This window comes from Aeromonas sp. D3 (genome assembly GCF_027705025.1).
Classification (GTDB): domain Bacteria; phylum Pseudomonadota; class Gammaproteobacteria; order Enterobacterales; family Aeromonadaceae; genus Aeromonas; species Aeromonas salmonicida.
In genome coordinates this window covers 1-26,978 of the sequence record NZ_JAPDBE010000051.1, presented here as the reverse complement: position 1 = coordinate 26,978, position 26,978 = coordinate 1, and the positions used below count along the sequence as shown (strand labels likewise).

At 59.9% G+C, this 26,978-nt stretch carries 21 protein-coding genes, 9 tRNA genes and 1 pseudogene; 24 read left to right on the top strand and 7 right to left on the bottom strand.

Annotated elements, in window-relative coordinates; translation table 11 throughout:
• Positions 1–142: 142 nt before the first annotated feature.
• The 6 genes from kdsA to hemA form a co-directional block, all read right to left on the bottom strand.
• Positions 143–997: a 3-deoxy-8-phosphooctulonate synthase gene (gene kdsA, locus OKC28_RS20650; RefSeq protein ID WP_021140059.1), complete on the bottom strand. Its 855-nt coding sequence runs from the start codon at positions 995–997 to the stop codon at positions 143–145.
• A 298-nt stretch (positions 998–1,295) separates the two neighbouring features.
• Entirely contained in the window at positions 1,296–2,096 is an 801-nt protein-coding gene (locus OKC28_RS20645) for a SirB1 family protein (RefSeq protein ID WP_021140058.1), read from the bottom strand.
• 11 nt (positions 2,097–2,107) lie between these two features.
• Positions 2,108–2,491, bottom strand: a complete 384-nt coding sequence (locus tag OKC28_RS20640; RefSeq protein ID WP_021140057.1) for a SirB2 family protein — start codon at positions 2,489–2,491, stop codon at positions 2,108–2,110.
• 44 nt (positions 2,492–2,535) lie between these two features.
• A complete protein-coding gene (gene prmC, locus OKC28_RS20635; RefSeq protein ID WP_234576481.1) occupies positions 2,536–3,405 on the bottom strand; it encodes a peptide chain release factor N(5)-glutamine methyltransferase in 870 nt (289 codons plus the stop codon).
• A 49-nt stretch (positions 3,406–3,454) separates the two neighbouring features.
• Entirely contained in the window at positions 3,455–4,543 is a 1,089-nt protein-coding gene (gene prfA, locus OKC28_RS20630) for a peptide chain release factor 1 (protein WP_005317010.1), read from the bottom strand.
• A gap of 53 nt (positions 4,544–4,596) precedes the next feature.
• Complete coding sequence (gene hemA / locus OKC28_RS20625) at positions 4,597–5,853, bottom strand: glutamyl-tRNA reductase (protein ID WP_270691040.1); 1,257 nt, start codon at positions 5,851–5,853, stop codon at positions 4,597–4,599.
• 120 nt (positions 5,854–5,973) lie between these two features.
• Between hemA and lolB the strand changes: the two genes are divergently transcribed.
• The 15 genes from lolB to OKC28_RS20550 all read left to right on the top strand — a co-directional run bounded on the left by lolB (position 5,974) and on the right by OKC28_RS20550 (position 14,245).
• Positions 5,974–6,558 (top strand): lipoprotein insertase outer membrane protein LolB, encoded by a 585-nt coding sequence (gene lolB, locus OKC28_RS20620; protein WP_270691039.1) that lies wholly within the window; start codon positions 5,974–5,976, stop codon positions 6,556–6,558.
• 26 nt (positions 6,559–6,584) lie between these two features.
• A complete protein-coding gene (gene ispE, locus OKC28_RS20615) occupies positions 6,585–7,454 on the top strand; it encodes a 4-(cytidine 5'-diphospho)-2-C-methyl-D-erythritol kinase (RefSeq protein WP_270691038.1) in 870 nt (289 codons plus the stop codon).
• Positions 7,434–7,508, top strand: a tRNA-Gln gene (locus tag OKC28_RS20610). The genes ispE and OKC28_RS20610 overlap by 21 nt, the downstream gene beginning before the upstream one ends.
• 310 nt (positions 7,509–7,818) lie before the next feature.
• Positions 7,819–8,766, top strand: coding sequence for a ribose-phosphate pyrophosphokinase (locus OKC28_RS20605; RefSeq protein ID WP_005317019.1), 948 nt, complete (start codon positions 7,819–7,821; stop codon positions 8,764–8,766).
• Positions 8,767–8,867: 101 nt separating this feature from the next.
• Complete coding sequence (locus tag OKC28_RS20600; protein ID WP_270691037.1) at positions 8,868–10,856, top strand: bifunctional metallophosphatase/5'-nucleotidase; 1,989 nt, start codon at positions 8,868–8,870, stop codon at positions 10,854–10,856.
• Between the two features lie 196 nt (positions 10,857–11,052).
• Positions 11,053–11,649 (top strand): aminoacyl-tRNA hydrolase, encoded by a 597-nt coding sequence (gene pth, locus OKC28_RS20595; protein WP_021140052.1) that lies wholly within the window; start codon positions 11,053–11,055, stop codon positions 11,647–11,649.
• Positions 11,650–11,820: 171 nt separating this feature from the next.
• Positions 11,821–12,912 (top strand): redox-regulated ATPase YchF, encoded by a 1,092-nt coding sequence (ychF, locus tag OKC28_RS20590; protein WP_265462786.1) that lies wholly within the window; start codon positions 11,821–11,823, stop codon positions 12,910–12,912.
• A 235-nt stretch (positions 12,913–13,147) separates the two neighbouring features.
• Positions 13,148–13,224: transfer RNA gene (locus OKC28_RS20585), tRNA-Met, on the top strand.
• A gap of 13 nt (positions 13,225–13,237) precedes the next feature.
• A tRNA-Gln gene (locus OKC28_RS20580) sits at positions 13,238–13,312 on the top strand.
• Between the two features lie 40 nt (positions 13,313–13,352).
• A tRNA-Gln gene (locus OKC28_RS20575) sits at positions 13,353–13,427 on the top strand.
• Positions 13,428–13,468: 41 nt separating this feature from the next.
• Positions 13,469–13,543, top strand: a tRNA-Gln gene (locus tag OKC28_RS20570).
• A 233-nt stretch (positions 13,544–13,776) separates the two neighbouring features.
• A tRNA-Met gene (locus OKC28_RS20565) sits at positions 13,777–13,853 on the top strand.
• Positions 13,854–13,866: 13 nt separating this feature from the next.
• Positions 13,867–13,941: transfer RNA gene (locus tag OKC28_RS20560), tRNA-Gln, on the top strand.
• A 134-nt stretch (positions 13,942–14,075) separates the two neighbouring features.
• Positions 14,076–14,152 (top strand) — tRNA-Met (locus tag OKC28_RS20555).
• 8 nt (positions 14,153–14,160) lie between these two features.
• Positions 14,161–14,245 (top strand) — tRNA-Leu (locus OKC28_RS20550).
• 193 nt (positions 14,246–14,438) lie between these two features.
• Here OKC28_RS20550 and OKC28_RS20545 read toward each other — a convergent pair.
• On the bottom strand, positions 14,439–16,271 hold the full coding sequence (locus OKC28_RS20545) for an SLC13 family permease (protein ID WP_270691036.1): 1,833 nt from the start codon (positions 16,269–16,271) through the stop codon (positions 14,439–14,441).
• Between the two features lie 295 nt (positions 16,272–16,566).
• Here OKC28_RS20545 and pnuC point away from each other — a divergent pair, with 295 nt between their 5' ends.
• The 9 genes and pseudogenes from pnuC (at position 16,567) to OKC28_RS20500 (ending at position 26,806) form a co-directional block, all read left to right on the top strand.
• On the top strand, positions 16,567–17,289 hold the full coding sequence (gene pnuC, locus OKC28_RS20540) for a nicotinamide riboside transporter PnuC (protein WP_058393836.1): 723 nt from the start codon (positions 16,567–16,569) through the stop codon (positions 17,287–17,289).
• Positions 17,286–18,008: pseudogene (locus OKC28_RS20535) on the top strand (nucleoside phosphorylase); the annotation flags it as partial. The gene pnuC and the pseudogene OKC28_RS20535, both read left to right, overlap by 4 nt.
• Positions 18,009–18,158: 150 nt before the next feature.
• Positions 18,159–18,830: a Crp/Fnr family transcriptional regulator gene (locus OKC28_RS20530; protein ID WP_096118597.1), complete on the top strand. Its 672-nt coding sequence runs from the start codon at positions 18,159–18,161 to the stop codon at positions 18,828–18,830.
• Positions 18,831–18,851: 21 nt separating this feature from the next.
• Positions 18,852–19,175: a N(4)-acetylcytidine aminohydrolase gene (yqfB, locus tag OKC28_RS20525; protein WP_059168406.1), complete on the top strand. Its 324-nt coding sequence runs from the start codon at positions 18,852–18,854 to the stop codon at positions 19,173–19,175.
• A 78-nt stretch (positions 19,176–19,253) separates the two neighbouring features.
• Complete coding sequence (locus tag OKC28_RS20520; RefSeq protein WP_021141165.1) at positions 19,254–19,625, top strand: DUF1622 domain-containing protein; 372 nt, start codon at positions 19,254–19,256, stop codon at positions 19,623–19,625.
• A gap of 193 nt (positions 19,626–19,818) precedes the next feature.
• Positions 19,819–21,426, top strand: coding sequence for an alpha-glucosidase (locus tag OKC28_RS20515; RefSeq protein ID WP_270691035.1), 1,608 nt, complete (start codon positions 19,819–19,821; stop codon positions 21,424–21,426).
• Between the two features lie 483 nt (positions 21,427–21,909).
• Complete coding sequence (locus tag OKC28_RS20510) at positions 21,910–23,700, top strand: hypothetical protein (RefSeq protein ID WP_270691034.1); 1,791 nt, start codon at positions 21,910–21,912, stop codon at positions 23,698–23,700.
• A 381-nt stretch (positions 23,701–24,081) separates the two neighbouring features.
• Positions 24,082–25,641 (top strand): ABC-F family ATP-binding cassette domain-containing protein, encoded by a 1,560-nt coding sequence (locus OKC28_RS20505; RefSeq protein ID WP_270691033.1) that lies wholly within the window; start codon positions 24,082–24,084, stop codon positions 25,639–25,641.
• Positions 25,642–25,651: 10 nt separating this feature from the next.
• Positions 25,652–26,806, top strand: a complete 1,155-nt coding sequence (locus OKC28_RS20500) for an MFS transporter (protein ID WP_270691032.1) — start codon at positions 25,652–25,654, stop codon at positions 26,804–26,806.
• The last annotated feature ends 172 nt before the right edge of the window (positions 26,807–26,978 follow it).

Genomic DNA, 26,978 nt, shown 5'->3' with positions numbered 1-26,978 from the left:
TGTCCGTTTCACACCTTGTCCCATCGGGCTCTCCATTTATGTGGGGGAAAGGTGTAAACCATATTCAGGACGGGACACCAGTAACAAAAAGGCCTCGCATCGCGAGGCCTTTTCCATATTGTCTGACTGGCGGGTGCAGCTATCAGGCGGAGGTATCGAGAGGCTCGAAGCCCTTGATGAGGTCGTCGATCGCCTTCATCTGCTTGAGGAAGCCTTCCAGCTTGTCCAGCGGCAGGGCACTCGGGCCATCACAACGGGCCACTTTCGGGTCCGGATGGGATTCGATAAACAGACCCGCCAGACCAACCGCCATGCCGGCACGGGCCAGCTCGGTCACCTGATCCCGACGACCACCCGAGGCAGCCCCCAGCGGATCGCGGCACTGCAATGAGTGGGTCACGTCGAAGATCACCGGATAGCCACCCGTGCTCTTCTTCATCACTCCCAGACCCAGCATGTCCACCACCAGGTTGTCATAACCAAAGTTGGCGCCGCGCTCGCACAGGATCAGACGGTCGTTGCCGCACTCCTCGAACTTGTCGGTGATGTTCTTCATCTGGCTCGGGCTCAGGAACTGCGGCTTCTTGATGTTGATGACGTTGCCAGTGCGGGCCATGGCCTCCACCAGATCGGTCTGGCGCGCCAGGAAGGCGGGCAGCTGAATGACATCCACTACCTCGGCAACCGGCTTGGCCTGATGCACTTCATGCAGATCGGAAATCACCGGCATGCCGAAGGTCGCCTTGAGCTCCTGGAAGATCTTCATCCCCTCTTCCAGGCCAGGACCCCGGTAGGAATGGATGGAGGAGCGATTGGCCTTGTCCCAGCTCGCCTTGAACACAAAGGGGATGCCAAGCTTGCTGGTCACTTCCACGTACTTCTCGCACACCGCCATCGCCATGTCGCGGGATTCCAGCACGTTCATGCCACCAAACAGCACGAACGGTTTGTCGTTGGCTACATCGATGTCATTGATCTTGATATTCTTCTGTTCCATCTCAGGCATCCTTAAAGTGAAGAGGCTGGGGGCTTGCATCCAAGTCGGTCCGTTGCGCCCTGGGCACAGCGGCCTTGATATTCTTCTGTTTCAGTTCCCAGGCATCCTTAATGTGAAGAGGCTGGGGCTTGCATCCAAGTCGGTCCGTTGCGCTCTGGGCACACAGGCCTTGATATTCTTCTATTTCAGTTCCCAGGCATCCTTAAAGTGAAGGGCTTGGGGGCTTGCATCCAAGTCGGTCCGTTGCGCCTTGGGCACACCGGCCTTGATATCCTTCTGTTTCAGTTCCCGGGCATCCTTAATGAAGGGGCTTGGGGCTAAGATCCAGCGCGGCCAGTTGTACCTTGAGCACATCGGCCACCGGATCGTCCGGGCATTGTTCAATAAAGTATTCAAAATCGTCAGCGGCGAAACGCGGGCAGTCGAGCTGTTCATAGATGAAACCCCGATCCCGCGTCTCAAGGGGATCGCCCGGCTTCATACGCAGCAGCAGCTCACTGCAACGCAGGGCTTCGGTCATACGATCTTCCCGCAGCAGAGCACCTTTGCTGACGTTGAGCAGCCGTTCGATGATCTCCCACTGGCCCGAGGGTTGCAGGTGTTCAGGGGTCAGGGTGGCCAGATTGCCAAGGGCACCGCGCAGCAACAACTCCATGTGGTGCAGGCTCAACTCGTCACCGGTGAAGGGGTCCACATAAACCTCGCCTTCGCTGCCGGCAAAGCTCACCAGGAAGTGACCGGGGAAGCAGATCCCCTCCACATCCAGCCCGAGCTTGCGGCCCAGTTGTATGATGAGAATGCCGAGGCTAACCGGTATGCCACGCTTGGTGGCAAGGACCTGGGCGAGATCGGAATTGGCGGCAGAAAAATAATCCTGCCAGTCACCGTGAAAACCCAGGGTCTGGTAGAACCCCTGCAACAGCTGGCGGCGTACTTCGTCACAACTGCCCTCGGCAATCGCTTCGTCCAGCCAGGCATCGAGACGGGCCAGCTCGGCCTCACCGCGGCCACTGATGCCATGGATCTCGTCACTTACCGACAGCGCCAACTCGGCGATGTCGTGGGCCTCGAAATCGGTCCATTCGTCTACACGTATCATCGTCATCATCCTTAACCGAACAGACTGGCCTGCTTGTATACGGCCAGTTTGGCGATAAAGAAGACCCAACCGATGGCGCCGAGGAAGGCAAACCAGCGGATACCGTTATTGCGAGCCAGTCGCAGTGCCATCATGGCCAAAAACGCCACCACCAGGATGGCGGTCAGCTTCTCACTGAGCCAGGGGGTGCCGTTGTTGAGTGGATTGAGATCCAGCACCATGCACAGCAGCACGCCGGAGAGCACCACCAGCCCGTTCAGCCAGCCGCTCACCTTCATGATTTGGCCACTGTAGGCACGGCCGGAACCGGTCTGCACCCAGTAAAAACGCAGCATAAACATCAGCACGGCCGAGGCGATCAGCACCAGATGCAGATGTTTGAGAGCAAAATACATAACGTGTCCTTGAACAAAGGCAGGCTCAGGCCCGCCATTCACCATCAATGAGCCAGGCATCCCAGCGTTACCCGCTCGTTATCCCCGTAATCGCGCACGGTTTCCACCCGGCTGAACCCCTGTTGCAGCAGGAGTTGACGCACCGCCTCGCCCTGCTGCCAGCCATGCTCCAGCAAGAGCCAGCCACCAGGACACAGATGAGCAGGCGCACCGGCGACGATGAGGCGGATATCCGCCAGTCCCTGCTCGTCGGCAACCAGGGCGGAGCGAGGTTCGAACCGCACATCCCCTTCATTCAGATGAGGGTCGGCACCGTCTATGTAGGGCGGATTGGAAACGATCATCGCAAAGCGTGGGGCCTGACTCAGGAGCGGATCGCAAAGCGGCTCAAACCAGCTGCCATCGCGCACCGTGATGGGCAACCCCAGCGCGGCGCTGTTGTCGCGCGCCAGTGCGGCCGCCTCCGGCATCCGATCCACCGCCCATACATCGGCATCGGGTCGCTCTGACTTGAGCGCCAATGCGATGGCCCCCGTGCCAGTGCCCAGATCCAGCAGGGCGCAGGGCACCTGATCCGGCGAGGCTGGCCTGGGGGGCAGCCGTGCCAGCGCCTGTTCGACCAGCACCTCGGTATCGGGACGTGGGATCAGGGTAGCCGGGCTCACCTTGAGCGGCAGCGACCAGAACTCCCGTTCCCCTACCAGATGGGCGATGGGCTCGCCAGCCAGCCGACGAGTGAGCCACCCTTGCAGCCTGTCTTGCTGGGCCGCATCCAGCTCGCGCTCCGGCCAGGTCATCAGATAACTGCGCCGGCAATCGAGCAGATGGCAGAGCAGCACGTCGGCGTCGGCGCGGGGAGACTCCCCCCCGGCCAGGGTTGCCATTATGTGGGCGCGGGCCTGCTGGATCTGCATCAACGGCACGCCATCGCCGTGACGGCGATATCTGCACAAACGGACTGCATCAGCTGTTTTCCGCCAGGGAGGCGAGCTGATCGGCCTGATACTCCTGGATCATGGGACTGATGATGCAGTCCAGATCCCCCTCCATGATCTCGCCAAGGCGATAGAGGGTGAGGTTGATGCGGTGCTCCGAGAGGCGACCCTGCGGATAGTTGTAGGTACGGATACGCTCGGAGCGATCGCCGGAACCCACCAGGTTGCGACGAGTGCTCTGTTCAGCCGCGCGGTGGCGCTCATCCTCGGCCGCCTGCAGACGGGCAGACAGCACGGACATCGCCTTGGCGCGGTTCTTGTGCTGGGAGCGCTCATCCTGACACTCAACCACCAGGCCGGTCGGCAAGTGGGTAATGCGGATGGCGGAATCCGTCTTGTTGACGTGCTGACCACCGGCCCCGGAGGCCCGGAAGGTATCTATCTTCAGGTCGTTCGCATTGATCTCGATCTGCTCGGCTTCCGGCACTTCCGGCAGCACGGCGACGGTACAGGCGGAGGTGTGCACCCGGCCCTGGGATTCGGTCTCGGGCACTCGCTGCACCCTGTGGCCACCGGATTCAAACTTGAGGCGACCATAGACGTGCTCGCCATCCACCTTGGCGATCACCTCCTTGTAGCCACCGTGCTCGCCGTCGTTGCAGCTGACGATGGAGATACGCCAGCCCTGACGCTCGGCGTAGCGCGAATACATGCGAAACAGGTCACCGGCAAAAATGGCCGCCTCGTCACCACCGGCACCGGCACGGATCTCCAGGTAACAGTTGTTGTCATCCTTGGGATCCCGGGGCAGCAGCATCACCTGCAGCGCCTGCTCCTGCTCCTCCAGCGTGCTCTTGGCCAGCGGCAACTCCTCCTGCGCCATCTCGCGCAGGTCGGCATCATCCTCTTCCAGCATCAGCTTGGTGGCTTCCAGGTTCTCTTCGGCCTGGCGGAAGCGCTGGAAGGCATGAACGATATCTTCCAGCTGGGCATATTCCCGGGTCAGGGCGCGGTAGCGATCCTGATCCGAGGCCACCCCGGGCTCGCCGAGCATGGCCTGTACTTCTTCGTGGCGCTCGATGAGGCCTTCCAGCTTTCTGATCAGTGACGGATTCATAAATCTTGTTTTCTCGATGGAGGAAGGGGCCGCCAGCTGGCCACCCCGAACAATTACTCTTGTGGCAATCCCAGCACCTGGCGCAGGCGGGACAACTGATGGTGATCCCCCTGGGCCGCCGCCTGGCGCAAGGCCTGGGTCGGTGCGTGGATCAACTTGTTGGTGAGGCGGTGTGCCATGGCCTTGAGGGCCTGTTCGGCATTCTCGCCCTGTTGCAGGGACAGCAAGGCGCGCTGCAACTCCTCATCGGCCACCTGCTGGGCCTGATGACGATAATCGCGGATCAGATCCACCGAATGCTGACTGCGATACCAGCCCATGAACTCATCGCGCTCTTCCAGCACGATAATCTCCGCCTCGGCGGCGGCCCTTTTACGGGTCTCCAGGTTCTGCTCTATGATGCCCTGCAGGTCATCAACCGTGTAGAGATATGCATCGGAGAGCTCGTCCACCTCGGCCTCGATATCCCGCGGTACGGCGATATCCACCAGAAACATGGGCTTGAAGCGACGGGCCTTGAGGGCGCGTTCCACCATGCCCTTGCCGATGATGGGCAAGGGGCTGGCGGTGGAGCTGATGACGATATCCGCCTCGTGCAGGTAATCCGGGATCTCTTCGAGCGTCATCACCTGGGCACCGAACTCTTCGGCCAGCAGTTGGGCCCGCTGCAGGGTGCGGTTCGCCACCATCATGCGGGTGACGTTCTGCTCGCGCAGATGGCGGGCCACCAGTTCTATGGTCTCGCCGGCACCGACCAGCAGCACCTTGGTCTGGGAGAGATCGGAGAAGATGCGTCGCCCCAGACTGACGGCGGCAAAGGCCACCGAGACGGCGCTGGCGCCAATCTCGGTATCGGTGCGCACCCGCTTGGCCACGGAGAAGGACTTCTGGAACAGGCGCTCCAGCGAGCCTTTCACCGCTTCGGACTGCTGGGCATGGGCATAGGATTGCTTGATCTGCCCCAGGATCTGCGGCTCACCCAGCACTAGCGAATCCAGGCCGCAGGCCACCCGCATCAGGTGACGCACTGCCTCTTCGTCCTGATGCTGGTAAATGGCGGATACCACTTCGGCCGCATTCAGGCCGTGGAAACGTTGCAGCCAGTGCAGCACCTGCTCTCCCTGCCCCTTTTCCAGGCTGCAGTAAAGCTCGGTGCGGTTGCAGGTCGAGACGATCACCGCCTCGCTTACGCCGGGTTGGGTGACCAGCTCACGCAAGGCGCGATCGATGCAGTCCGGGCCGAACGCGACCCGCTCCCGCAAGGCGACACTGGCGGTGTTGTGGTTGATTCCGAGGGCAAGCAAACTCATGAGTGGGCGACGATCATTTCATACACTGGGTGCAAAGGCTGCCAATTGTACGAGAAAGGGTAAGTCTTTAAAAGCAATACGGCCGCCCCGTATACTGTGGCAAATCCCCTCATCTGGAGCATGACCTTGTTCTTGCGTATTTTCACCTTTGGCTGCCTGCTGTTGCTGGCCGGCTGTACCACCACCCAGCCCCAGCGGGATCAGGTCAACTGGCAGAAAGAGCGGACTCGTCTCGAGCAGCTCAACCACTGGCAGCTGTCTGGCAAGATGGCCATCATCACAGTCCAGCAGAAGGGCAGCGCCCGGGTCAACTGGCAGCAAAATGGCGATGACTATCGCCTCAACCTAACCAGCCTGATCGGTACCCACATTCTGGAGCTCTCCCGCAGCAAGGGCGAGATCACCCTGATCGACAACGAGGGCAACCCGCACCAAAGCCAGGATGCCGAGGCACTCATCTATCAGCTCACTGGCTGGAACATTCCGGTGCAGGGGCTGCCGGAGTGGATCAAGGGACTGCCGGGCAAGGCCGAATTCGAGCTCAATCCCGACAGCAGCCTGGCCAGTGTGCGTGACGGCCAGTGGCAGATTGTCTATGGCGACTACCGGGATCAGGACGGCTATCGCCTGCCCCACCTGCTGACCATGACGGGTCAGGGCAGTCGCCTCAAGTTGCAGATCAACCAATGGACGCTTGCACGCTGATGGCTGCGACTGACAAGGAGCCAAGAATGGCCACCATTCGCTGGCCGGCACCGGCCAAACTCAACCTCTTCCTGCATGTCAATGGCCGTCGTCCGGACGGCTATCACGAGCTGCAGACCCTGTTTATTTTCCTCAATCACGGCGACTGGCTCGAATTCGAGCCGCTGCCGGACACGGACCAGCTCACCTTGAGCCCGACCATTCCCGGCGTACCCGATGAGCAGAACCTCATCATCCGCGCCGCCCGCCTGCTGCAGGCCAGGCTGCCGAGTCCGCAGGGGGCCCATATCCGGCTGGAGAAGCTGCTGCCCATGGGTGGTGGTATCGGCGGTGGATCCTCGGATGCAGCCACCACGCTCGTGGCGCTCAATCACCTCTGGCAGGCAGGCTTGGGCGAAGATGAACTGGCGGAACTTGGCGTTCAGCTGGGGGCCGATGTGCCGGTGTTTGTGCGCGGACGCGCGGCCTTTGCCGAAGGGGTGGGCGAGCGACTGCAACCGGTCGAATTGCCAAGTGCCTGGTATCTGGTACTCAAGCCCGATTGCCACGTGGCAACGGCCGCCGTGTTCCAGGATCCGGACCTGCCCAGAGCGACCCCGAAAATGGCATTTCACAACTTGCTGGAGGGGGAGTGGAAAAACGATTGCGAATTGCTGGTGAAAAAGCGCCACCCCGAGGTTGCCAATGCGCTCGGCTGGTTGCTAGAATACGCGCCGTCAAGAATGACGGGCACAGGAGCCTGCGTCTTTGCTCAATTTGAAGACGAAAAGGCTGCTCGGGAAGTGTTGGCAAAAGTGCCGGAAAGATGGGATGGGTTTGTCGCCAAGGGCGAGAACATATCACCACTATTCGTGACATTGCAACAAATCAGTGATTGGGGTATCGCCAAGCGGTAAGGCAGCGGGTTTTGATCTCGCCATTCCTAGGTTCGAATCCTAGTACCCCAGCCATTCTCTTGGTGATTGATACGGGTGCATCAATTGACTGGCCGCAGCGAAACTTGAAAGAGCGCAATCTCGTCAAGCAGGTCTGCCGCCAACAGGGTGCCCCGGGTTAATCGCGAAGAGGTCATCGGCCTCGTTGATGACGGGCTGTCCAAACGCGACAGCCATCCGATTTGAAACATGTAACGATATGCACCTAGCCTGAAAGCGGCCTATAGTGGCCTGACCCGTCAACTTGATAAATCGTTTGCCCCAAAACGATACGGGTCTGAATCAGACTCCCCACATACTGGATGCAACCCCGAGGTTTCAAACCGTGCCTGACATGAAGCTGTTTGCTGGTAACGCAACGCCGGAACTAGCCCAGAAGATCGCAGATCGCCTGTTTATCAAACTCGGCAATGCTGCCGTAGGTCGCTTTAGCGACGGCGAGATCAGCGTACAGATCAATGAGAATGTACGTGGTGGCGATATCTTCATCATTCAATCCACCTGTGCCCCGACCAACGACAATTTGATGGAATTGATCGTCATGGTGGATGCTCTGCGTCGTGCTTCAGCTGGCCGTATCACTGCCGTTATCCCCTACTTTGGTTATGCCCGTCAGGACCGCCGCGTCCGCTCCGCCCGTGTTCCCATCACCGCCAAGGTTGTCGCCGACTTCCTCTCCAGCGTGGGTGTGGACCGAGTGCTGACCGTTGACCTGCATGCCGAGCAGATCCAGGGCTTCTTCGACGTCCCGGTCGACAACGTGTTCGGCAGCCCTGTGCTGCTGGAAGACATGAAGTCCAAAAACCTCGAATCCCCTGTCGTCGTATCGCCGGACATCGGTGGTGTGGTGCGCGCTCGTGCCATCGCCAAGCTGCTGGACGATACCGACATCGCCATCATCGACAAGCGTCGTCCCCGCCCGAACGTCTCCCAGGTCATGCACCTGATCGGTGACGTCGCCGGCCGCGACTGCATTATCGTCGATGACATGATCGACACCGGCGGCACCCTGTGCAAAGCCGCAGAAGCCCTGAAAGAGCGCGGCGCCAAGCGTGTATTCGCCTACGCCACTCACCCGGTCTTCTCCGGTTCTGCCGTGGAAAACATCAAGAACTCCGTGATCGACGAGCTGATCATCACCGACTCCATCCCGCTCACAGCCGAGATGAAGGCGGTGGACAAGGTCAAGCAGCTGACTCTGTCAACCGTGCTGGCCGAAGCCATTCGTCGTATCAGCAACGAAGAGTCCATCTCTGCCATGTTTGAGCATTGATAGACACTGTTGTGACAAAAACCGCCAGCTGGCGGTTTTTGTCTTTCTAGCCCTGTCACACCCGGTATTGCCCTGCCCCACCGCAGGTTAAGGATTGATCCATGAATCGCTTGCGCCCGCTGCTGCTCCTTGCCTGCTGCAGCTTCCTGTTCGCCTGTCAGCCCGGCAAAGAAAACCAGCCCTTCGCACTGACTCTGGCGCACATGAACGACACTCACTCCCAGTTTGACCCGGTCAACGCCGAGCTGAAGGGACCCATCTTTGGCAAGCAGGGTGAAACCGATACCCTCTACACCCGTTTTGGCGGCTATCCGCGCCTGCTTACCATGGTGAAATCCTATCAGGCCGAAGCGCTCGCCAAGAATCAGCCACTGTTGCTGCTGCACGGCGGCGATGCCTGGCAGGGCAGCGGCTACTTCAAACTCAACGAGGGGATGGCCAACGCCGAGCTGCTGAGCCAGTTCGGTCTCGATGCCATGGCGCTGGGCAACCACGAGTTCGATCTCGACAACCAGAAGCTGGCCCGCTTCATCGAGGGGGTCAACTTCCCTCTGCTGGCCGCCAACCTGGACACCCGTGACGATCCGGCGCTGCGCCACGCGACCAACCTCAAGCCGTTCGTGGTCTATGCCTTCGATGGCAACCAGAAGAGTCCGGTTACCGATCTCAACAAGCTGCCCCAGGGCAAGCAACTGGTGGCCGTGATGGGACTGGTGCTGGAGGACATGGCCAATATCTCCCCCAACGTCGGCAAACTGCGTTTTGGCAAGGAGGTTGAATCGGCCCAGAGCACAGTGGACATGCTGCGCAAGAAGGGGATCCATCACGTCATCGCCCTGACCCACATCGGCAATGAGCGGGATCTGGCGCTGGCGTCCAGAGTGAATGGCATCGATGCCATCGTCGGCGGCCACTCCCACAGCCTGCTCGGCGATTTTACCAACATAGGTTGGGGCAAGACCGGCGAATACGCCCAGCTGGTGACCAATCCGGACGGCGTTGGCCTGACCTGCGTGGTGCAGGCCGGCTCCTACGCCCAGGCCATCGGCCTGGCCCGGGTCAGCTTCGACGGCCAGGGCAGAGTCATTGGTTGCAAGGGTCAAAACAAACTGCTGGCCAGCCGCGACTTCTTCGCCGACCCTGCCCGCCAGCAGGCGCTGGACAAGGCGAGTGGCAAACAGGCAAGCAAGTTTGTCGATGCCCAACCCAACCTGGTGACGGTGGATGAAGACCCGCGCCTGCGTGGCATCATCGACAGTCACTACAAGCCGGCACTGGAGCAGGCCTTTGGCCCCGTTATCGCCACTGTGCCGGCACCGCTGCAAAATGCCCGCCGCCCCGGAGACAATGGCAGCGACAGCCACGGCTCAGACGTCGCCCCCCTGGTGGCCGAAGGCCAATACTACTGGGCCAACACCCAGGCGGTGCAAGCCCTGACCGGTGGCCCGGTTCACTTTGCGTTGCTGGCAGTGGGCGGCGTGCGCGCCGACTTGCCCGCAGGAGAATTGCGCGAAGGAGATGCGGCGCTCACCCTGCTGCCATTCAAGAACCAGTTATCCGTGTTGACCCTGAGCGGCGCGGACGTGCGCGCCCTGCTGACCGAGACCATCACGGCCACCCTGCCTGCCAGCGCCCATGCCGGCAAGTTCCCCTACGGCGGTCACCTGCGCTACACCTTCACCGAAACCGAAGCGGGCAAGCGTGGCGACCTGACCCAGCTGCAATGGCAGACGACCGAAGGGCAGTGGCAGGACTTGGTCGACAACCAGCGCTATCGAGTGGTGATGAACGCCTACAGCGCCAACGGCAACGATGGTTGGCAGGCGCTGGCCCGCGCCCAGGCCCTGCGGGCCGATCGGCTGGATCTCGCCTGGGTGGATGGCAAACTGACCGGTTTCCCTGTCGAGAAAGTGGAGCAGAACGGCGATCAGTTGAACGCCCGTTATGCCAGTGGTCAAACGCTCGATTGCCAGGCCAGGGCCGTCAATTGCGGTACGGATGCGGCTTCCTTCGTGCAATACGTGCGAGAGCAGCGGCCGACTCTGACGGCACTGAGTGAACCGACCGTCACGCTACTGCGGGCCGAATAAGGCTCCCCCCAGGTAAGACTGACCAGAACGGGCCTCGAGAAGAGGCACGTTTTGCGGCCATTCGCGACCCGAACCAGGGTTATTCCCTCACGGTTGCCGAGCTTTGGTTGAGTGATCGCCAGTCGGCGGCTAGAATATCGCGTCCCATTGCCTTGGGCGGTCTGCCCATTGCAAGTAGCGAGTGAAGACATCAAGCGTGACAAACCAAATCAAACTGATCGTCGGTCTGGGCAATCCCGGCCCTGAATACGCCAAGACCCGCCACAACGCGGGCGCCTGGTATGTGGAGCAACTGGCTCGCTGGCACAATGTCAGCCTGCGCGAAGAACCCAAGTTCTTCGGCCACACGGCTCGCATTCAGGTGGAAGGGCAGGATGTGCGTCTGCTCATCCCGAACACCTACATGAATCTCTCCGGCAAGGCAGTGGCCGCACTGGCCCGTTTCTACCAGATAGAGCCGGAAGCCATGCTGGTGGCCCACGATGAACTGGACCTGCCCCCCGGCATCGCCAAGTTCAAGCAGGGCGGCGGCCACGGCGGCCACAACGGTCTGAAAGACATCATTGCCAGGATGGGCAATAACAATAATTTCTTCCGGCTGCGTCTCGGGATCGGCCACCCTGGCGCCAAGGAGCTGGTGGCCGGGTTCGTGCTGACCAAGGCCCCGAGCAGCGAACAGAACCTGATCGACGCCGCACTGGATGAATCCTTGCGCGCCACCGACATACTGTTCAAACAAGACATGACCAAGGCCATGAACCGCTTGCACAGCTTCAAGGCCGAGAAAGTCTGAACAGGATTTGATGGGTGACGTCAGGGGTGAATGTCTACCTGCGCCACCGACAGACTGTTCAAACACGCTATGACCAAGGCCATGAACCGCTTGCACAGCGTCAAGGCCGGCAAGTATATAACTGGATGCGCCTGCGTCCCTCACAGCATCTATCAAGTAAGGTAACAATCCATGGGTTTTAAATGCGGTATCGTGGGCCTGCCCAATGTAGGTAAATCCACCCTGTTCAATGCGCTGACCAAGGCCGGCATCGAAGCCGCCAACTTCCCGTTCTGCACCATTGAGCCGAACACGGGTGTGGTTCCCATGCCGGATCCCCGTCTCGACCAGCTGGCGGCCATCATCAATCCCCAGCGCATCGTACCGACCACCATGGAATTCGTGGACATCGCTGGTCTGGTTGCCGGTGCCTCCAAGGGCGAAGGTCTGGGTAACCAGTTCCTGGCCAATATCCGTGAAACCGAAGCCATCGGCCACGTGGTACGCTGCTTCGATGACGACAACATAGTTCACGTTGCCGGCAAGGTTTCCCCGGCCGACGATATCGAAGTGATCAACACCGAGTTGGCCCTGTCGGATCTGGACGCCTGCGAGCGTGCCATTCATCGCCAGTCCAAGCGCGCCAAAGGCGGTGACAAGGATGCCAAGCTGGAAGTGGAAACCCTGGAGAAGATCCGGGTCGCACTGGAAAATGGTCAGATGATCCGTGGCATGAAGCTGGACAAGGATGAGCTGGAGGCCGTGAGCCACCTCAATTTCCTGACCCTCAAGCCCACCATGTACATCGCCAACGTGGCAGAAGACGGTTTTGACAACAACCCCTACCTCGACAAGGTGCGTGAAATCGCCGCCGCCGAGAACGCGGTTGTCGTAGTGGTCTGCTGCGCCATCGAATCGGACATCGCCGAGCTCGATGACGAAGACCGCGCCGAATTTATGGCAGATCTTGGCATCGAAGAGCCGGGCCTGAACCGGGTGATCCGCTCCGGTTACGAGCTGCTCAAGCTGCAGACCTACTTCACCGCAGGGGTGAAAGAAGTGCGTGCCTGGACCATACCGGTTGGCGCCACTGCACCGCAAGCCGCTGGCAAGATCCACACCGACTTTGAAAAAGGCTTTATTCGCGCTCAAACCATCGCCTTCGAAGACTTTATCACCTACAAGGGTGAACAAGGTGCCAAGGAAGCGGGCAAGATGCGCGCCGAAGGGAAAGACTACATCGTCAAAGATGGCGACGTACTGAACTTCCTGTTCAACGTCTAATCCCATGAGAGGCCAGCATTTGCTGGCCTCTTTTCTATCTGTACTTGTCGGGCATCTTCCGGCAAATGTCGTAAAAAAAACCAGATTGTTGGGCTTTTGCACGACAGCGACCAATAACTCGCCAAACGCACCCAAATTCGGTTTTTCTGACAAAAAAAGGGTTGACGCCCCAGAGCCAGATACGCATAATTCGGCCCGCACAGTGACGAGGCAACAACTCACTGGAAGCACGGTTGGCTATGTAGCTCAGTTGGTTAGAGCATCGCACTCATAATGCGAGGGTCACAGGTTCGAATCCCGTCATAGCCACCACTATTTCTGAAGTTGGGGTATCGCCAAGCGGTAAGGCAGCGGGTTTTGATCTCGCCATTCCTAGGTTCGAATCCTAGTACCCCAGCCATTTTTAAAGGTGCTTGATAGTCTTTGTCAGGCATCACTGTTGGGGTATCGCCAAGCGGTAAGGCAGCGGGTTTTGATCTCGCCATCCCTAGGTTCGAATCCTAGTACCCCAGCCATTTTTAAAAGGTGTTTGATAGTCTTTGTCAGGCATCACTGTTGGGGTATCGCCAAGCGGTAAGGCAGCGGGTTTTGATCTCGCCATTCCTAGGTTCGAATCCTAGTACCCCAGCCATTTTCACCCGTCATCGACCTATCGATGATTTGTTGTGGTAAGCGTGAGAGATTTTGATCTCGTCAACGTGCCTAGGTCCAAACCCTAGTATCGCAGCCATTTTTACCCGTCATCGACTTGTCGATGATTTGCTGTGGTAAACGTGAGAGATTTTGATCTCGTCAACGTGCCTAGGTCCAAACCCTAGTACCCAGCCATTTTCACTTGTATTTGACTCACGTCGAGCACAAGACGGCTATGTAGCTCAGTTGGTTAGAGCATCGCACTCATAATGCGAGGGTCACAGGTTCGAATCCCGTCATAGCCACCATTAATTTTTCTGTTGGGGTATCGCCAAGCGGTAAGGCAGCGGGTTTTGATCTCGCCATTCCTAGGTTCGAATCCTAGTACCCCAGCCATTTTTACCCGTCATCGACCTGTCGATGATTTGCTGTGGTAAGCGTGAGAGATTTTGATCTCGTCAACGTGCCTAGGTCCAAACCCTAGTACCCAGCCATTCTTACTTGTATTTGACTCGCGTCGAGCACAAGACGGCTATGTAGCTCAGTTGGTTAGAGCATCGCACTCATAATGCGAGGGTCACAGGTTCGAATCCCGTCATAGCCACCATTAATACTGCGGAAGTGGCGAAATTGGTAGACGCACCAGATTTAGGTTCTGGCGCCGCAAGGTGTGAGAGTTCGAGTCTCTCCTTCCGCACCATTAATAGCAGTACCAAACAAACCAGCTCATGCTGGTTTTTTTGTACCTGTTTTTCACCTGGCAGCCTCTTGTCATCCCTTGCCCAGCTCACACCACAGCCCTGCTCAACCGCGGTTGCCCCTCCCTGTACTCGCGACAGCCCAATAAAAAGCGGCTCGCAAGCCGCTTGTCTCTTTGCCCTGATAACCACAGGTCAGAACGGGAAGAACCAGGGGATGGCGATGACGCTCACCACCATCACCAGCAGGGTGAAGGGCACGCCAATGCGCACGAAATCCATGAATTTGTAATTGCCAGGCCCGAGCACCAGGGTATTGACCGGCGACGAGACTGGCGTCATGAAGGCCGCCGAGGCCGCGATGGCAATGGTCATGGCAAATGGATAGGGTGACACGCCCATCTGCTGGGCCGTGCCGAGTGCTATGGGCGCCATCAGTACTGCCGTGGCAGTGTTGGAAATAAATAGTCCAATCAGGGCGCACAGGGCAAACAGGCTGGCCAGCATCACCCTTGGGCCCATCTCCCCCACTGCGGCTATCAGTCCGCCGACAATCAAGTCCACCCCGCCGGTCTTCTGCAGTGCCAGGGCAAAGGGCAGCATGCCAACGATGAGGATCAGGGTTGGCCAGTGGATGGCCTTGTAGGCGCTCTCCATGTCGATGCAGCGAAATTGTCCCATCAGCAGGCAGGCAATCAAGGCCGCTACGACGTTGGGAACAGGGTCGGTCACCATCAACACCACCATGAGCCCGAGGCAGATCAGTGCAGGGATGGCCTGACTGCGGGCTGGCGCCATCTCGTCCACCTCGGCGGGCAGCCCAAGCAGCAGGAAGTCACGGTTGTGGGTGTGCAGCAAGCGGATCAGGCTCCAGTTCCCCACCACCAGCAGACTGTCCCCCATCAGCAGGGGATCGTCCACCAGCTTGCCGGTCAGCGCCTCGCCGTTGCGGCGGATCCCGACCACGCTCAGGCCATAGTGGGAGCGAAACGCCACCTCACGAATGCTTTTGCCCAGCAGGCGGGAGCCGGGAATGAGCGACACCTCGGCCATGCCGACCTCCCGCGCCTGATCGGAGAAATACTCACCGCGCAGTATCATGGGCTCGAGCCGAGCCTCGCTGCAAAACTCGCGAATATCCACCTCGGGATCGGACATGTCGATCAGCAGCACATCCCTGGCCTGGAACTCGGTAACGCCGGAGACGGTGACCATTACCCGCCGGAACTTGCGCCAGCGCTCCACCCCAATGACGTTGGCACCGTAACGGGCGCGCAGTTGCAACTCGTCCAGCGTGTGGCCAATCAGGGGGGAATCCGGGCGCAATGCCAGGCGGCGAGCCCGCCCGGTCAGGCGGTAATCACGGATGAGCTCCCGCATGGTACTGCGTCCTGCCGGCTTGCCTTTGCCCTCCTCCCCTTCACACACCAGGGAGCCCCGCATCAGCAGCATGTAGAGGATCCCCATCGCCAGCACTATGACCCCCATGGGAGAGAAGTCGAAGAAGCCGAAGCCGGGTATGTCGTGGCGCATCAGTTCACTGTTGACCACCATGTTGGGCGGGGTCGCCACCAGCGTCATCATGCCACTGATGAGGCCGGCAAAGGCGAGTGGCATCATCAGCCTGCCCGCCGGTATCCCCATGCGGTTCGCCACGCTCAGCACCACCGGGATGAAGATGGCCACCACCCCTGTGCTGCTCATCACGGCCCCCAGCAGGGAGACAGCCACCATCAACAGCACCAGCATGCGGATCTCGCTGCTGCCCGCCACCTTCACCAGCATATCCCCCACCTGATAGGCGATGCCGGTACGGACCAGCCCCTCCCCCACCACGAACAGGGCGGCGATCAGAATGACGTTGGGATCACTGAATCCCGCCAGTGCCTCCGGCAGTGTCAGGGTGCCACTCAGCACAAACAGTATGATGATCAACAGGGCAACCACGTCCATGCGTACCTTGTTGGTCATAAACAGATAGATAGCCCCCACCAGCATGCAGAGGACCCAGATCAGTTCGGCATTCACACTCGCTCCTTTCGTTCATCTCCGCCATTGCACCAGGGTGCAACCACGGACTCCATCAGACCACAGCTTGTTCTGCCCCGATTTGTTACATATCAATAAAGGGGAGGAGCATCATCGCATATCCCGCCCCCCACGCGGTTCGTAAAAGGGTGCGCCGTCGTCACACTTCTTTGACCCATTCTTTGATGTGGCTCAGGCCGGGGCGGACAAAAGTCCTGCGGCCGCCCCCGCGCAGCCCCTAGAATAGGCCCGTTCCGATCACCTCCCTTTTTTCAAATTTTCAAAGGAAACGAAAATGAGCATATTCGAGTGGTTCAGCATCAATCACACCCTGGTGACCATACCGCTGGGCGGCGGTTACGCCATGTCGTGGATTGAAGCCATCGGCACCCTGTTTGGCCTGGCCTGCATCTGGTTTGCCAGTCAGGAAAAGACCATCAACTACCTGTTCGGCCTTATCAACGTCAGTCTGTTTGCCATCATCTTCTTCCAGATCCAGCTTTACGGCCTGCTGATGCTGCAGCTCTTTTTCTTCTGCGCCAACCTCTACGGCTGGTACGCCTGGACTCGGCCCGCCAACGATCAGGGGGACACACTGCAAGTCCGCTGGCTGAGCAAGTCCAAGCTGATGGTGACCGCCGCCCTGAGCGTGCTGGCCATTGCCCTGCTGACCCGCTATATCGACCCTGTGTTCGCCGCGCTGGCGCGCACTTCTGTCTCCCTGCTCAACCTGCTGGGCGCTAATCTCGCAACCCCTGAGCCCTCCCCCGATGCCTTCCCGTTCTGGGATGCCAGCATGACGGTGCTCTCCGTGGTCGCCCAGATCCTGATGACCCGCAAATACGTGGAGAACTGGATCCTCTGGGTGGTCATCAACATCATCAGCATCGGCGTCTATGCCGCCCAGGGCGTCTATGCCATGTCGCTGGAGTACCTGATCCTGCTGTTTATCGCCGCCAACGGTACCCGCCTCTGGATGCTGGCGGCTAAACGCCAACGGCAGGAAGTGATCGCATGAGCCTGCTGCCCCACCTGCAATGCCGCCCGGATCAGATTGCCGAGCGGGTGGTTTTGTGCGGCGACCCGGCCCGGGTCGATCGCATCGCAAACCAGCTGGCGTCGTGTGACGTACTGGGCCAGCACCGGGAGTTTCGCCTGATCAACGGCCGTTATCAGGGACTGCCCATCACAGTCTGCAGCACAGGAATAGGCGGCGCGTCGGCCATCATAGCGCTGGAGGAGCTGGTGCAAGCCGGCGCCCGAGCACTGGTAAGGGTCGGCTCGGCGGGGGCCTTGCAACATGAGATAGCACTGGGAGATCTCATCGTGGTGGAAGGGGCCGTACGCCACGATGGCGCCTCACAAGCCTATCTGCCCCCCGAGTACCCCGCCTGCGCCGACATTCGCCTGCAGGCAGCCCTGCTCGACCACATCGCCGCCAGCGGCCTGCCCCATTGGCACGGTCTGGTGCGATCCCACGACAGCTTCTACCGGGATGACGAGCTGGCGGTGTGCCGCTACTGGCACGAGCGCGGCCTGCTGGGGGCCGACATGGAGACAGCCTCCCTGCTCACAGTGGGTCGCCTGCGCAAGGTGCGGGTTGCCGCCGTGCTCTGCAACGTGGTGGCATTCGAGCAGGACGTGCAGCAGGGAGTGGGTGACTACGCCAGCGCCGAGCAGGCAATGATGACAGGCGAGCGACTGGCCATCGCCGCCGCGCTCCATGCCCTGGTGCAGTATGCCAGTGTCATCCTGACCCTTTCAGAGGCTGGCACCGCAGCGGCCCCTGACAAAACGTTAAGCCCGGCACATTCAATGGCACAGGCGCTGGTATCCGGCCCGCGCTCTTGCTAGCCTCATGGCCCTCGTTTCCCCCGCGGGCTTCTCATGCAGCAACAACCCTATCCTCTCGGTCGCTTTCACGCCGAACTCAGCCAGCAAGAACCCGAATTTGCCAGGGCGCTCGAGGAGTGCAGCCTGTTCCTGCGCCGCTACCTGCCGGGCGAACCCATCATGCGGCAGGGGGAGCAGAGCGAGTGCCTCTATCTGGTGGAGACGGGCCGGGTCTCCCTCAACAGCACTGTGCACTCGGGGCGCATCTTTCAGCTCGGCGAAATAGCCTGCCACAACCAGATCTTCGGCGAGATGGAGTTCTTCAGTGCCACCCCGGTGCAGTGGAGCGTGGTGGCCGAGACCGAGCTGGATGCCAGCGTCATCTGTGCGCACAAGCTGGCCCAGCGGCTGCTGGCAGAACCCGGCCTGGTACTCTTCTTCGCCGCGGCCCTGGCCAGTGATTATCTCGATACCCTGGACATCACCACCAGCCGCTTGCTGCATCCCATCGCCTACAACATTGCTTATGAGCTATGGCGCGAGCGCCAGCGCACTCCCATGCTGGGTTCACGCAAGCGGGCTCATGAAGCGGCGCGCTTTGGCACCACGGAGCGGGTCTATCGCCGCGCCCTCAAGGAACTGGTCGAGCAGGGAATCGTGTGCGAAGGCGCTGACGGCCTCGCCATCGCCGATCTCGCCAAACTGCGCGCCTACCTCAACCTTTAACTGCAATCAAAGAGACATCCCATGCATTCCCAATCCTACCCAGAGTTCACCTTCTTCAGCCGCTTCGTGACCGATATTCAGGCGGGCCGCAAGACCATCACCATTCGCGACGAGAGCGAAGCCCGGTGGCAACCGGGCCAGCGACTGGCACTCTTTACCAACCCCGAGCACCAGCCGTTCGGCACCATTGAGGTACTGTCGGTCACGTCGGTCGCCTTCGATGCCCTCAACGACGAACACGCCCGCCAGGAGAACATGACCCTGGCGGAGCTAAAACAGGTGATCCGGGATATCTACCCTGACCTGCCGCCACTCTATGTAATTGAGTTCAAACTGCTTGCCTGATTGATGACCCGAGTCCGATTTGGCCTTGGCCGAGCAATATGCTAATAGTGTCCACTTTGCATCCTGGAGGAGCCAAACGTGTTTGAGATAGCGAGCCTGAAAGAGGCGATGATGCACGGGGTCGAGCTGTTCCAGCTGCTGCTGGAGATCATCTCCATCGCCTGCGTGGTCATTGGCCTTGGCAAGACCCTCTGGCTGGCGGCGCGGGTACGGGATCACCAGCCCGGCTTTCCGCGGATCCGGCTCTGTTTTGGCAGCTGGCTCATTCTGGCGCTGGAGTTCCAGCTCGCCGCCGACATACTGGCCACCACTGTCGCGCCGAGCAAGGAGGAGCTGATCCGTCTCGCCATCATTGCGGTGATCCGCACCTTCCTCAACTACTTCCTCGGCAAGGAGCTGGAGGCACAGGCTGAGCGCCAGCAGGCTGAACAGGTCACGGCCAACCGATAATCCTTACCCACCACAGCTCTTGAAGGCGCCGCCATTCCTGCCACGCATGTGGCAAGGGAGAGCGGCGCTGTGACCCTCCCCTCATTTTTGACAATCAGTCAATTATGGAACCCTTTTCAGACGTTCCCACACCCTGCCCCACGCATCTGCAAACACCTAGAATGGGGTCATCTCTCTGTGCCCGGCCTGACCCATGACCCCTCTCGATAACTGTGTGATTTACCAGATCTACCCCATGAGCTTTCAGGACAGTAACGGCGATGGCATGGGGGATATCCACGGCATTTGCCAGCGCCTCGACTATCTGTCCGAGCTTGGGGTCGACATACTCTGGCTTACCCCTGTCTATTGCTCCCCCAAACGGGACAACGGCTATGACGTGGCTGATTATCGCCACATAGACCCGGCGTTCGGCACCCTGGCCGACATGGAGCAGCTGATTGCGAAGGCTGCCGAACGCGGCATGGGCATCATGATGGACATAGTCGCCAACCATACTTCCACCGAACATGAGTGGTTTGTACGGGCGCTGGCCGGGGACGCCCGCTATCAGGCCTATTACGTTTTTCGGGATAAAGCCTTCGTCGATACCCATCCGGTGCAATCCATCTTCGGCGGCAGCGGCTGGCAATACGTGCCAGCGCTCGACAGCTACTATCTGCACAACTTCGATGTGAGCCAGGCCGATCTCGACTGGAACAACCCACAAGTGCGCGCCGAGATGGCTGAGGTGATCAACTTCTGGCTGGCCAAGGGCATAAAGGGGTTCCGCTTCGATGTGATCGACATGGTGAGCAAGGAGTGGTCGCCCCTTGCCATGAGCAACGGCCCCCGCCTGCACGACTATATCCGCGAGCTCAACGGCGCCAGCTTCGGCAACAAGGGGATCATCACGGTCGGGGAAACCTGGGGGGCGGATCTCGCTCATATGCAGCACTATTCGAACCCGAATGGCAGCGAATTCAGCATGGTGTTCAACTTCGAACACCTGGGGCTGGGGCAGGACAAGTGGTCGTCGCATTTTGACCCCCTCACCTTCAAGCGGGCCATGGCCCGCCACCAGCAGGGGCTGCACGGCCGGGGCTGGAACAGCCTGTTTCTCGGCAATCACGACCTGCCCCGCGCCGTCTCCCGCTTTGGCGACGACAGGCCCGAGTGGCGCGAGCTGAGTGCCAAACAGTGGGCCCTGGTGCTGCACATGATGCAGGGCACCCCCTTCATCTATCAGGGGGAGGAGCTGGGCATGACCAACCGCCACTGGCAAACCGATGAGTTGCGCGATGTGGAGGCCATCCACTACTGTGCCAGCGAGTCGGAGCTGGCCCCCGCCGAGCTGAGCCGACGCATCGATGCGATTGGCCGCGACAACGCCCGCACCCCGATGCAGTGGGATGCGAGCCGACATGCGGGCTTCAGCGCGGCCGCCCCCTGGATCGCGGTCAACGAGAACCACGTAGAGATCAATGCCGCCGGGCAACTGGCCCGCACCGACTCCCTGTTTCACCACTATCGCCAGCTGATTGCATTGCGCAAGGCCCACCCCGTCATTCGCCACGGCGACTTCGAGCTGCTCGATTGTGACGATCCACAGCGCATTAGCTACCGCCGCCGGTGGCGGGATCCTGCCACCGGCGAGACCCACACCCTGTTGCTGCTCGCCAATCTCACCGCGGGCACCTTGCCCATGCCCCATCTTGACATGGTGGAGAGGGGGGCCACCCTGCTGATGGGCAACTATCCGGACGCGCCCACGACTCACTTTGCTCCCTATCAGGCCACCGTCTGGCTGATGCTGGCATAAGCGGGTGAGTGACAGGCGGCGCTTCGGGGCCGGCACATGGCCTCCCCGCTTGTGCTGGCTCCCAATATCCGTCTCGTTTATCGCCGCCAATACATGACCAGATCCTGACCCCGTTATTTCCCTGTATGGTTCTCCTCCCTATTGGCCTGCACCATTTATCTTTAATCACTTAAAAACTTCGTATTTTCAGGCGTGTGGCGACCAGCCTGAAATATAAAAACCGATCTCTTTATAGATAATAGAGACACTACAACACGTTGTTTCTAATTAAGTAATAATGAATGAAAGTATATTGAATGGTTATTTACAGGATGTATTTTGTGCTTTTTAGTAAGGGTTAAAAGTCAATTCAAATCTGCGGCCTTGTTATTCCGAGCCTGAACCTTATGGTTTCCATCCGGCGCGAGGAGATCCTCGCTCGGCGCCAACATGCAGTTCAGGCTCGCGGGATACTTATCCCGCCATAACAAAAAGGTAATCATCATGCGTAAAACCGGTGTGGCACTCGCCATCTCGACCCTCTTCTGGCTCAATTCGGCCACGGCAACCCCCATCATATTCCCGGACGACCCGCTGGCCAGCCATGGACCAGAGACGCCCGCCCTCGCTCGCACCTTCCAGCTGGCGCAGGACGATCTGGGCAACCGGATCCACCAGCTCCATCTGCCAATTCAGACCGAACCCGAGCTGGTGGCTGAGCTGGAGCAGATCGGCAAGCAGCAGGGATTCTCGGTCAACACCCATGGCGACATGTACAAATGGACCGAAGACAACATGTGGCTGTCACGGGATGGCGCCCTCGTCTTCCGCCCCAGGGCGCCACTGGCCGACAAGGGTCACTACCACGCCTTCATCACAGCCCTGACAGCGCAGAGCCCACAGGCCGAGCAGGAGGGCCACCACAGTCTGGGCAACCAGGATTCTCAGGGGTTGGAGGATGGCATGCTGGCCCAGGCCGACACCTTTGCCAACGAGCAGGGACGGGAGCTGATCCCGACCTTCTCCATCATAGATGGCGGCAACATGCTGACCGGCCAGCGGGCCGACGGTACCCCCTATGCCCTGATCGGTCGCGATGCCCTGCTTCAGACCACTCTGCACCACAGCCGGCTGGATAGGGAGCGCATCGCTACTCGGCAGGAGACCATGGAGCGCGACGGTGACTTTCGCCTGCAGCTGATCGAACGGGAGTGGCTGGGCAGCCCCCATACGGTGCAGAACGGCCACGATACCGAGATTGATCTCATACTGCTGGAGGCGGCCAACCTGCTGCCCCGGGATCTGAACGCCGAGCAGCGCCACGCATTTGCCAGAACCGCGCGCGCCAAGGCCGAGCTGGCGCAGTACCAAGTGGACTGGGAGACCCGCCAGGCTGCGGAGCAGCGGATGTTTCTGAGCCAGCAGCAGGGCGCGCTCATCGCCGAGCGCTATCGGGCGCTCCATGACCAGACGCTGCCTGCCTCCTTCGATCTGCTGGCCCGGCTGAAACAGGACTACGCCAGCCTGGTGGTCACCGCCGATCTCCACTCCGACTTTGCTGATGATCAGATAGAGAAGGAGCTGCAAACGCTTCAGGCCGATGCCGCCACCCTGACCCGGCTGGGGCCCATGCTGCAGGCCGGCGGCTACCAGCGCCAGGGGCTAGCCGGCGCCGAGCTGGATGAGCAGACCCGCCGTTTCCTCGCCATGATGGCCATCAGCCAGCGCCTGATGGCACAGGAGCTCAAGGTGGCCGAGCGCGATCTGGTGATCCTGGCCCAACCCGGTTTTCACCTCGACATGGCCATGCGCCCGCTGGCCGATGGCCGCATCCTGTTCAACGACCCTGCGGCCAGCGAGGCGCTGATCCAGCAGGTGCTGGCCAGCAACGGCAGCCTGAACGATAGCGAGCGCCAGGGCCTCACCGAGACCCTCGCCAGCCTGAAACAACAGGCCGAACGCTGGCACAAGATCCATGCCCTCATCCGGCAGCAGCTGACCGACGCAGGTCTGACCCCCATCGCCACCCCGGGCGCCTTCAACGTGAACAAGCGGGCGGTGAACTGGATGAACGGCATCATGGGCACGGCGCAGCAACCCTTCTACATCACCAACGCCGCCAGCATAGCCCCCCTGAATCAGGCCTTCGGCGCCTGGTTGAAACGCGAGGTGCCCGAGCTGACCACCTATTTCGTGGGTCAGACAGCAAGCAGCAGGCGGGCGGGATTTAACCAGGCGGAGGCTCTGCTCAGGGGCAACGGCGGCCTGGATTGCATCACCTTGCACCACGAGTAGCGAGTGCTTGCTCCAGGCGTTCAACCGATGGTTATTTGACTCGCAAGCGGGTTCTGTGTACTTTGCGACCAGAATTTTTATTGGACCGCTTTTCAATGTTGTACATCCTGTTCAAATGCTCTGTCAGGAGGCTGTGCTCCGTGCACTAACACGATGAAGTGTTGCCCGGAGCCATCCCTCTTCTGAATCTTCATCAGCTGCGTGCACGCCCTCTCACAGGGAGGCTGCCCTGCATCTGATGAAAACAGGGGACTCAGGCCGGCGAGATGCTTCATCGCCGGCCTTTTTGTTTCTGATATTCAGGACAAAGTTTCAATATTGCTTGAAACGGGGGGCCGGTACGCCAAGTACCAGCCCCCCGTTTTTTATGGATGTAGCACCATGAGTTTACTCACCATTCAAAACCTGACTTGTCACATGGGTGACAAGACCCTCTACCAGCAGGCCAGTTTCACCCTCTTCGCCGGCGAGCATATCGGCGTCACGGGCAAAAACGGCGCAGGGAAAAGCACCCTGCTGAAACTGCTGCAGGCGGAACTGTTGCCCGACGGGGGCGACATCCTCTGGCAGCCCGCTGTGAGCCTCGGTTATCTGGATCAGCATGCCGAGATGGACGCGCAAACAAGGGTGCGCGAATACCTGCAAACCGCTTTTGCAGATCTCTACCGGCAGGAGGCAGAGATGATGGCCATCTACGCCTGCCTGGCGAAAAGCATCCAAGCCCGCCATCTGGCACGTGCCGCCACCCTTCAGGCCAGCCTGGAGAGCCGGTCGTTTTATCTGGTCGACAGCCGCATCGATGCGGTGGCGGGTGGCCTGGGGATCACTCAGTTGGGTATGCATACCCGGTTGGGGGAATTGAGCGGCGGACAAAGGCACAAGGTCATGCTGGCCCGCCTGCTGTTGCTCGCGCCGGATGTCCTGCTGCTGGACGAGCCGACCAATTATCTGGATACCCTTCACCTTGACTGGCTGGCGAACTACCTGAGCGGCTTCAAGGGAGCTTTTATGGTGGTCTCTCACGACAAGGCGTTTCTAAACCGGATTGCCACGGCCATTTGCGACATAGACCGGCAACAAATCCGCAAATTCAAGGGTAACGTCGACCAAGCCATGGCTCAGAAAGCCACTGAAGATGCCGCCCATGGGAAACACTATCTGGCGCAGCAGCGACATATCGACAAGCTTGAGCACTTCATTGCCAAAAACGGAGCCGGGGTCAATGCCAGCATCGCCAATGGCCGCAAGAAACAGCTGGCCCACATAGACAGGCTGGCAACACCGGAGCAGGAAAAGGCCGTCGCCTTCTCGTTTCGTAACGCCCCGCACAATGGGCAGCAGTTGCTTGCCGCCACTGAGCTGATCATTGGCTATCGATGCCCCCTGTTGGCACCCATCTCGCTGACCCTTGCTCGGGGCGAAAAGGTGGCGATCACCGGGTTCAACGGCATCGGCAAATCTACCCTGCTGAAAACCCTGGTGGGCGAGCAGCCCCCGGTATCTGGCCAGCTCACCCTGTCACCGGCCCTCAAACTGGGTTATTTCGAGCAGGCGCTGCGCTGGGCCGACCCGGATGCCACACCGGTGGATCTGGTCAAAGCTGTGTGCCCGGGCGTGGATGACAAGATGGCCCGGCAACATCTGGCACGCTTCGGCATAACAGGAAAATTGGCATTGCGGCCGATTGCCTCCCTCAGTGGTGGTGAGCAGACCAGGGTGAAACTGTGCCGACTGACCCTGCAACCCACCAATCTGCTGGTACTGGACGAACCGACCACACACCTGGATGCCACTGTCAAAGCCGCCTTGCAGCGAGCCTTGCATGACTACCCGGGCACAGTGGTTGTGGTCTCCCACGAACGGGAGTTCGTCGCCCACTGGCCGGATCGGGTGGTGGATATTCACGCCTTCACTGCCGCTGAACATACGTATTGCGTTTGAGGTCAAAGATATGTTTTTGAAAATATTGCTGTTCTTTATTGCGTTTCTGGTGGGCGCCGATGAGCTGATGCTGGGCCCCATACTGGCTCCCATCGGCAAGGATCTGGGAGTTCAACCCGAGCGCATCACCCTGTTTATCACGGCTTACAGTGTGGCGCTGGCGATGGTAGCCCCCTTGCTGGGTAGCCTCTCGGATCGCCTTGGCAGGATAAAGGTGATGCTGCCCGCCGCCCTGTTGTTCGGGGCAGCCTCAGTCGCAACAGGCCTGGTGGAGAACTTTGAATGGGGGCTCGCAAGCCGGGTGCTCACCGGCCTTGCCAGTGCCGGCATGTTGCCCATCGCCTTTGCCATGGCCGCAGACAGCGCAGGGACAGATGCCATGAAACGCATTGCCTGGGTCCAGGCAGGCCTGACCCTGGGCATGATAGCGAGCCCGGCCGTCGGGGCTCTGCTGACCCAATGGCTCTCCTGGCGGGCTGCCTTCATCCTGCTTGGCGTGTGCGCCTGGTGTGTGGCGGCGGCGCTGGCGTTGCTGCCAGCCGACCAGGAGCCGGCAGAGCCATCAAGGAAACATCAGGATGGCAAGGCTACCCGCATACTGGCCATCCCGGGTGCTGTGGGTGCCCTGCTGGCCATGTGCCTGGGTCTGGGGGGCGGCATAGGCCTGTTCAATCTCGTCGGTCAGCATTTGCGCGATACCCAGGAGTGGTCCATCGGGTCCGTGGGGGGCTTGTACGCTCTGCTTGGCATCATCAGCGTCATCGGCAACCTGCTGATGCCCCGCCTGTCTGGCCGGGTCGAGAGCGGGCGCACCCTGATGCGTATGGCCTTGGTGGTCTGCCTGCTGGTCAGCGTCTGGTTTTACCTCTATCCGGCCGGGCAATCCATGCTGCTGCCCATGCTGCCGATAGTGCCGCTGCTGCTGTGGGCACTGGCAGGCGGCATAGGATCGCCCGCGCTGCAGGGCTATATTGCGCAGCTCTCTGCGGCTCACAGAGGCATGCTGATGTCACTGGCGATGACCATGATGCACCTTGGCGTGGCGCTCTGGTCCTGTGTCGCCGGATTTGCCTACAGCGCAGGGCCTGTGGCCTTGGCAGCCATAGCCATACTGCTGTTCGGCAGTGCCATCGTGGTCTTGCGGCCGGTCAACGCCACGGCCTGATCACCGACAGAAAACGGGCGTGAACCAGACCCGCACCCCAACAGGTCGCCCATCCGCCATGAGCGGCGACCTGTTTTCAACTCAGGCTGCCTGTGTGTATGGAGATGGTATTCACCTGACAGTTGCCCACAAAAGGGAGTGGTCATACGGCTTCAAACCGGATAACAAAACG

What these genes read in the sequence shown, in the direction of transcription:
- kdsA (WP_021140059.1), bottom strand. Translation starts at nt 997, where the DNA reads ATGGAACAGAAGAATATCAAGATCAATGACATCGATGTAGCCAACGAC.
- OKC28_RS20645 (WP_021140058.1), bottom strand. Translation starts at nt 2,096, where the DNA reads ATGATACGTGTAGACGAATGGACCGATTTCGAGGCCCACGACATCGCC.
- OKC28_RS20640 (WP_021140057.1), bottom strand. Translation starts at nt 2,491, where the DNA reads ATGTATTTTGCTCTCAAACATCTGCATCTGGTGCTGATCGCCTCGGCC.
- prmC (WP_234576481.1), bottom strand. Translation starts at nt 3,405, where the DNA reads ATGCAGATCCAGCAGGCCCGCGCCCACATAATGGCAACCCTGGCCGGG.
- prfA (WP_005317010.1), bottom strand. Translation starts at nt 4,543, where the DNA reads ATGAATCCGTCACTGATCAGAAAGCTGGAAGGCCTCATCGAGCGCCAC.
- hemA (WP_270691040.1), bottom strand. Translation starts at nt 5,853, where the DNA reads ATGAGTTTGCTTGCCCTCGGAATCAACCACAACACCGCCAGTGTCGCC.
- lolB (WP_270691039.1), top strand. Translation starts at nt 5,974, where the DNA reads ATGACCTTGTTCTTGCGTATTTTCACCTTTGGCTGCCTGCTGTTGCTG.
- ispE (WP_270691038.1), top strand. Translation starts at nt 6,585, where the DNA reads ATGGCCACCATTCGCTGGCCGGCACCGGCCAAACTCAACCTCTTCCTG.
- OKC28_RS20600 (WP_270691037.1), top strand. Translation starts at nt 8,868, where the DNA reads ATGAATCGCTTGCGCCCGCTGCTGCTCCTTGCCTGCTGCAGCTTCCTG.
- ychF (WP_265462786.1), top strand. Translation starts at nt 11,821, where the DNA reads ATGGGTTTTAAATGCGGTATCGTGGGCCTGCCCAATGTAGGTAAATCC.
- pnuC (WP_058393836.1), top strand. Translation starts at nt 16,567, where the DNA reads ATGAGCATATTCGAGTGGTTCAGCATCAATCACACCCTGGTGACCATA.
- OKC28_RS20530 (WP_096118597.1), top strand. Translation starts at nt 18,159, where the DNA reads ATGCAGCAACAACCCTATCCTCTCGGTCGCTTTCACGCCGAACTCAGC.
- yqfB (WP_059168406.1), top strand. Translation starts at nt 18,852, where the DNA reads ATGCATTCCCAATCCTACCCAGAGTTCACCTTCTTCAGCCGCTTCGTG.
- OKC28_RS20515 (WP_270691035.1), top strand. Translation starts at nt 19,819, where the DNA reads ATGACCCCTCTCGATAACTGTGTGATTTACCAGATCTACCCCATGAGC.
- OKC28_RS20510 (WP_270691034.1), top strand. Translation starts at nt 21,910, where the DNA reads ATGCGTAAAACCGGTGTGGCACTCGCCATCTCGACCCTCTTCTGGCTC.
- OKC28_RS20505 (WP_270691033.1), top strand. Translation starts at nt 24,082, where the DNA reads ATGAGTTTACTCACCATTCAAAACCTGACTTGTCACATGGGTGACAAG.
- OKC28_RS20500 (WP_270691032.1), top strand. Translation starts at nt 25,652, where the DNA reads ATGTTTTTGAAAATATTGCTGTTCTTTATTGCGTTTCTGGTGGGCGCC.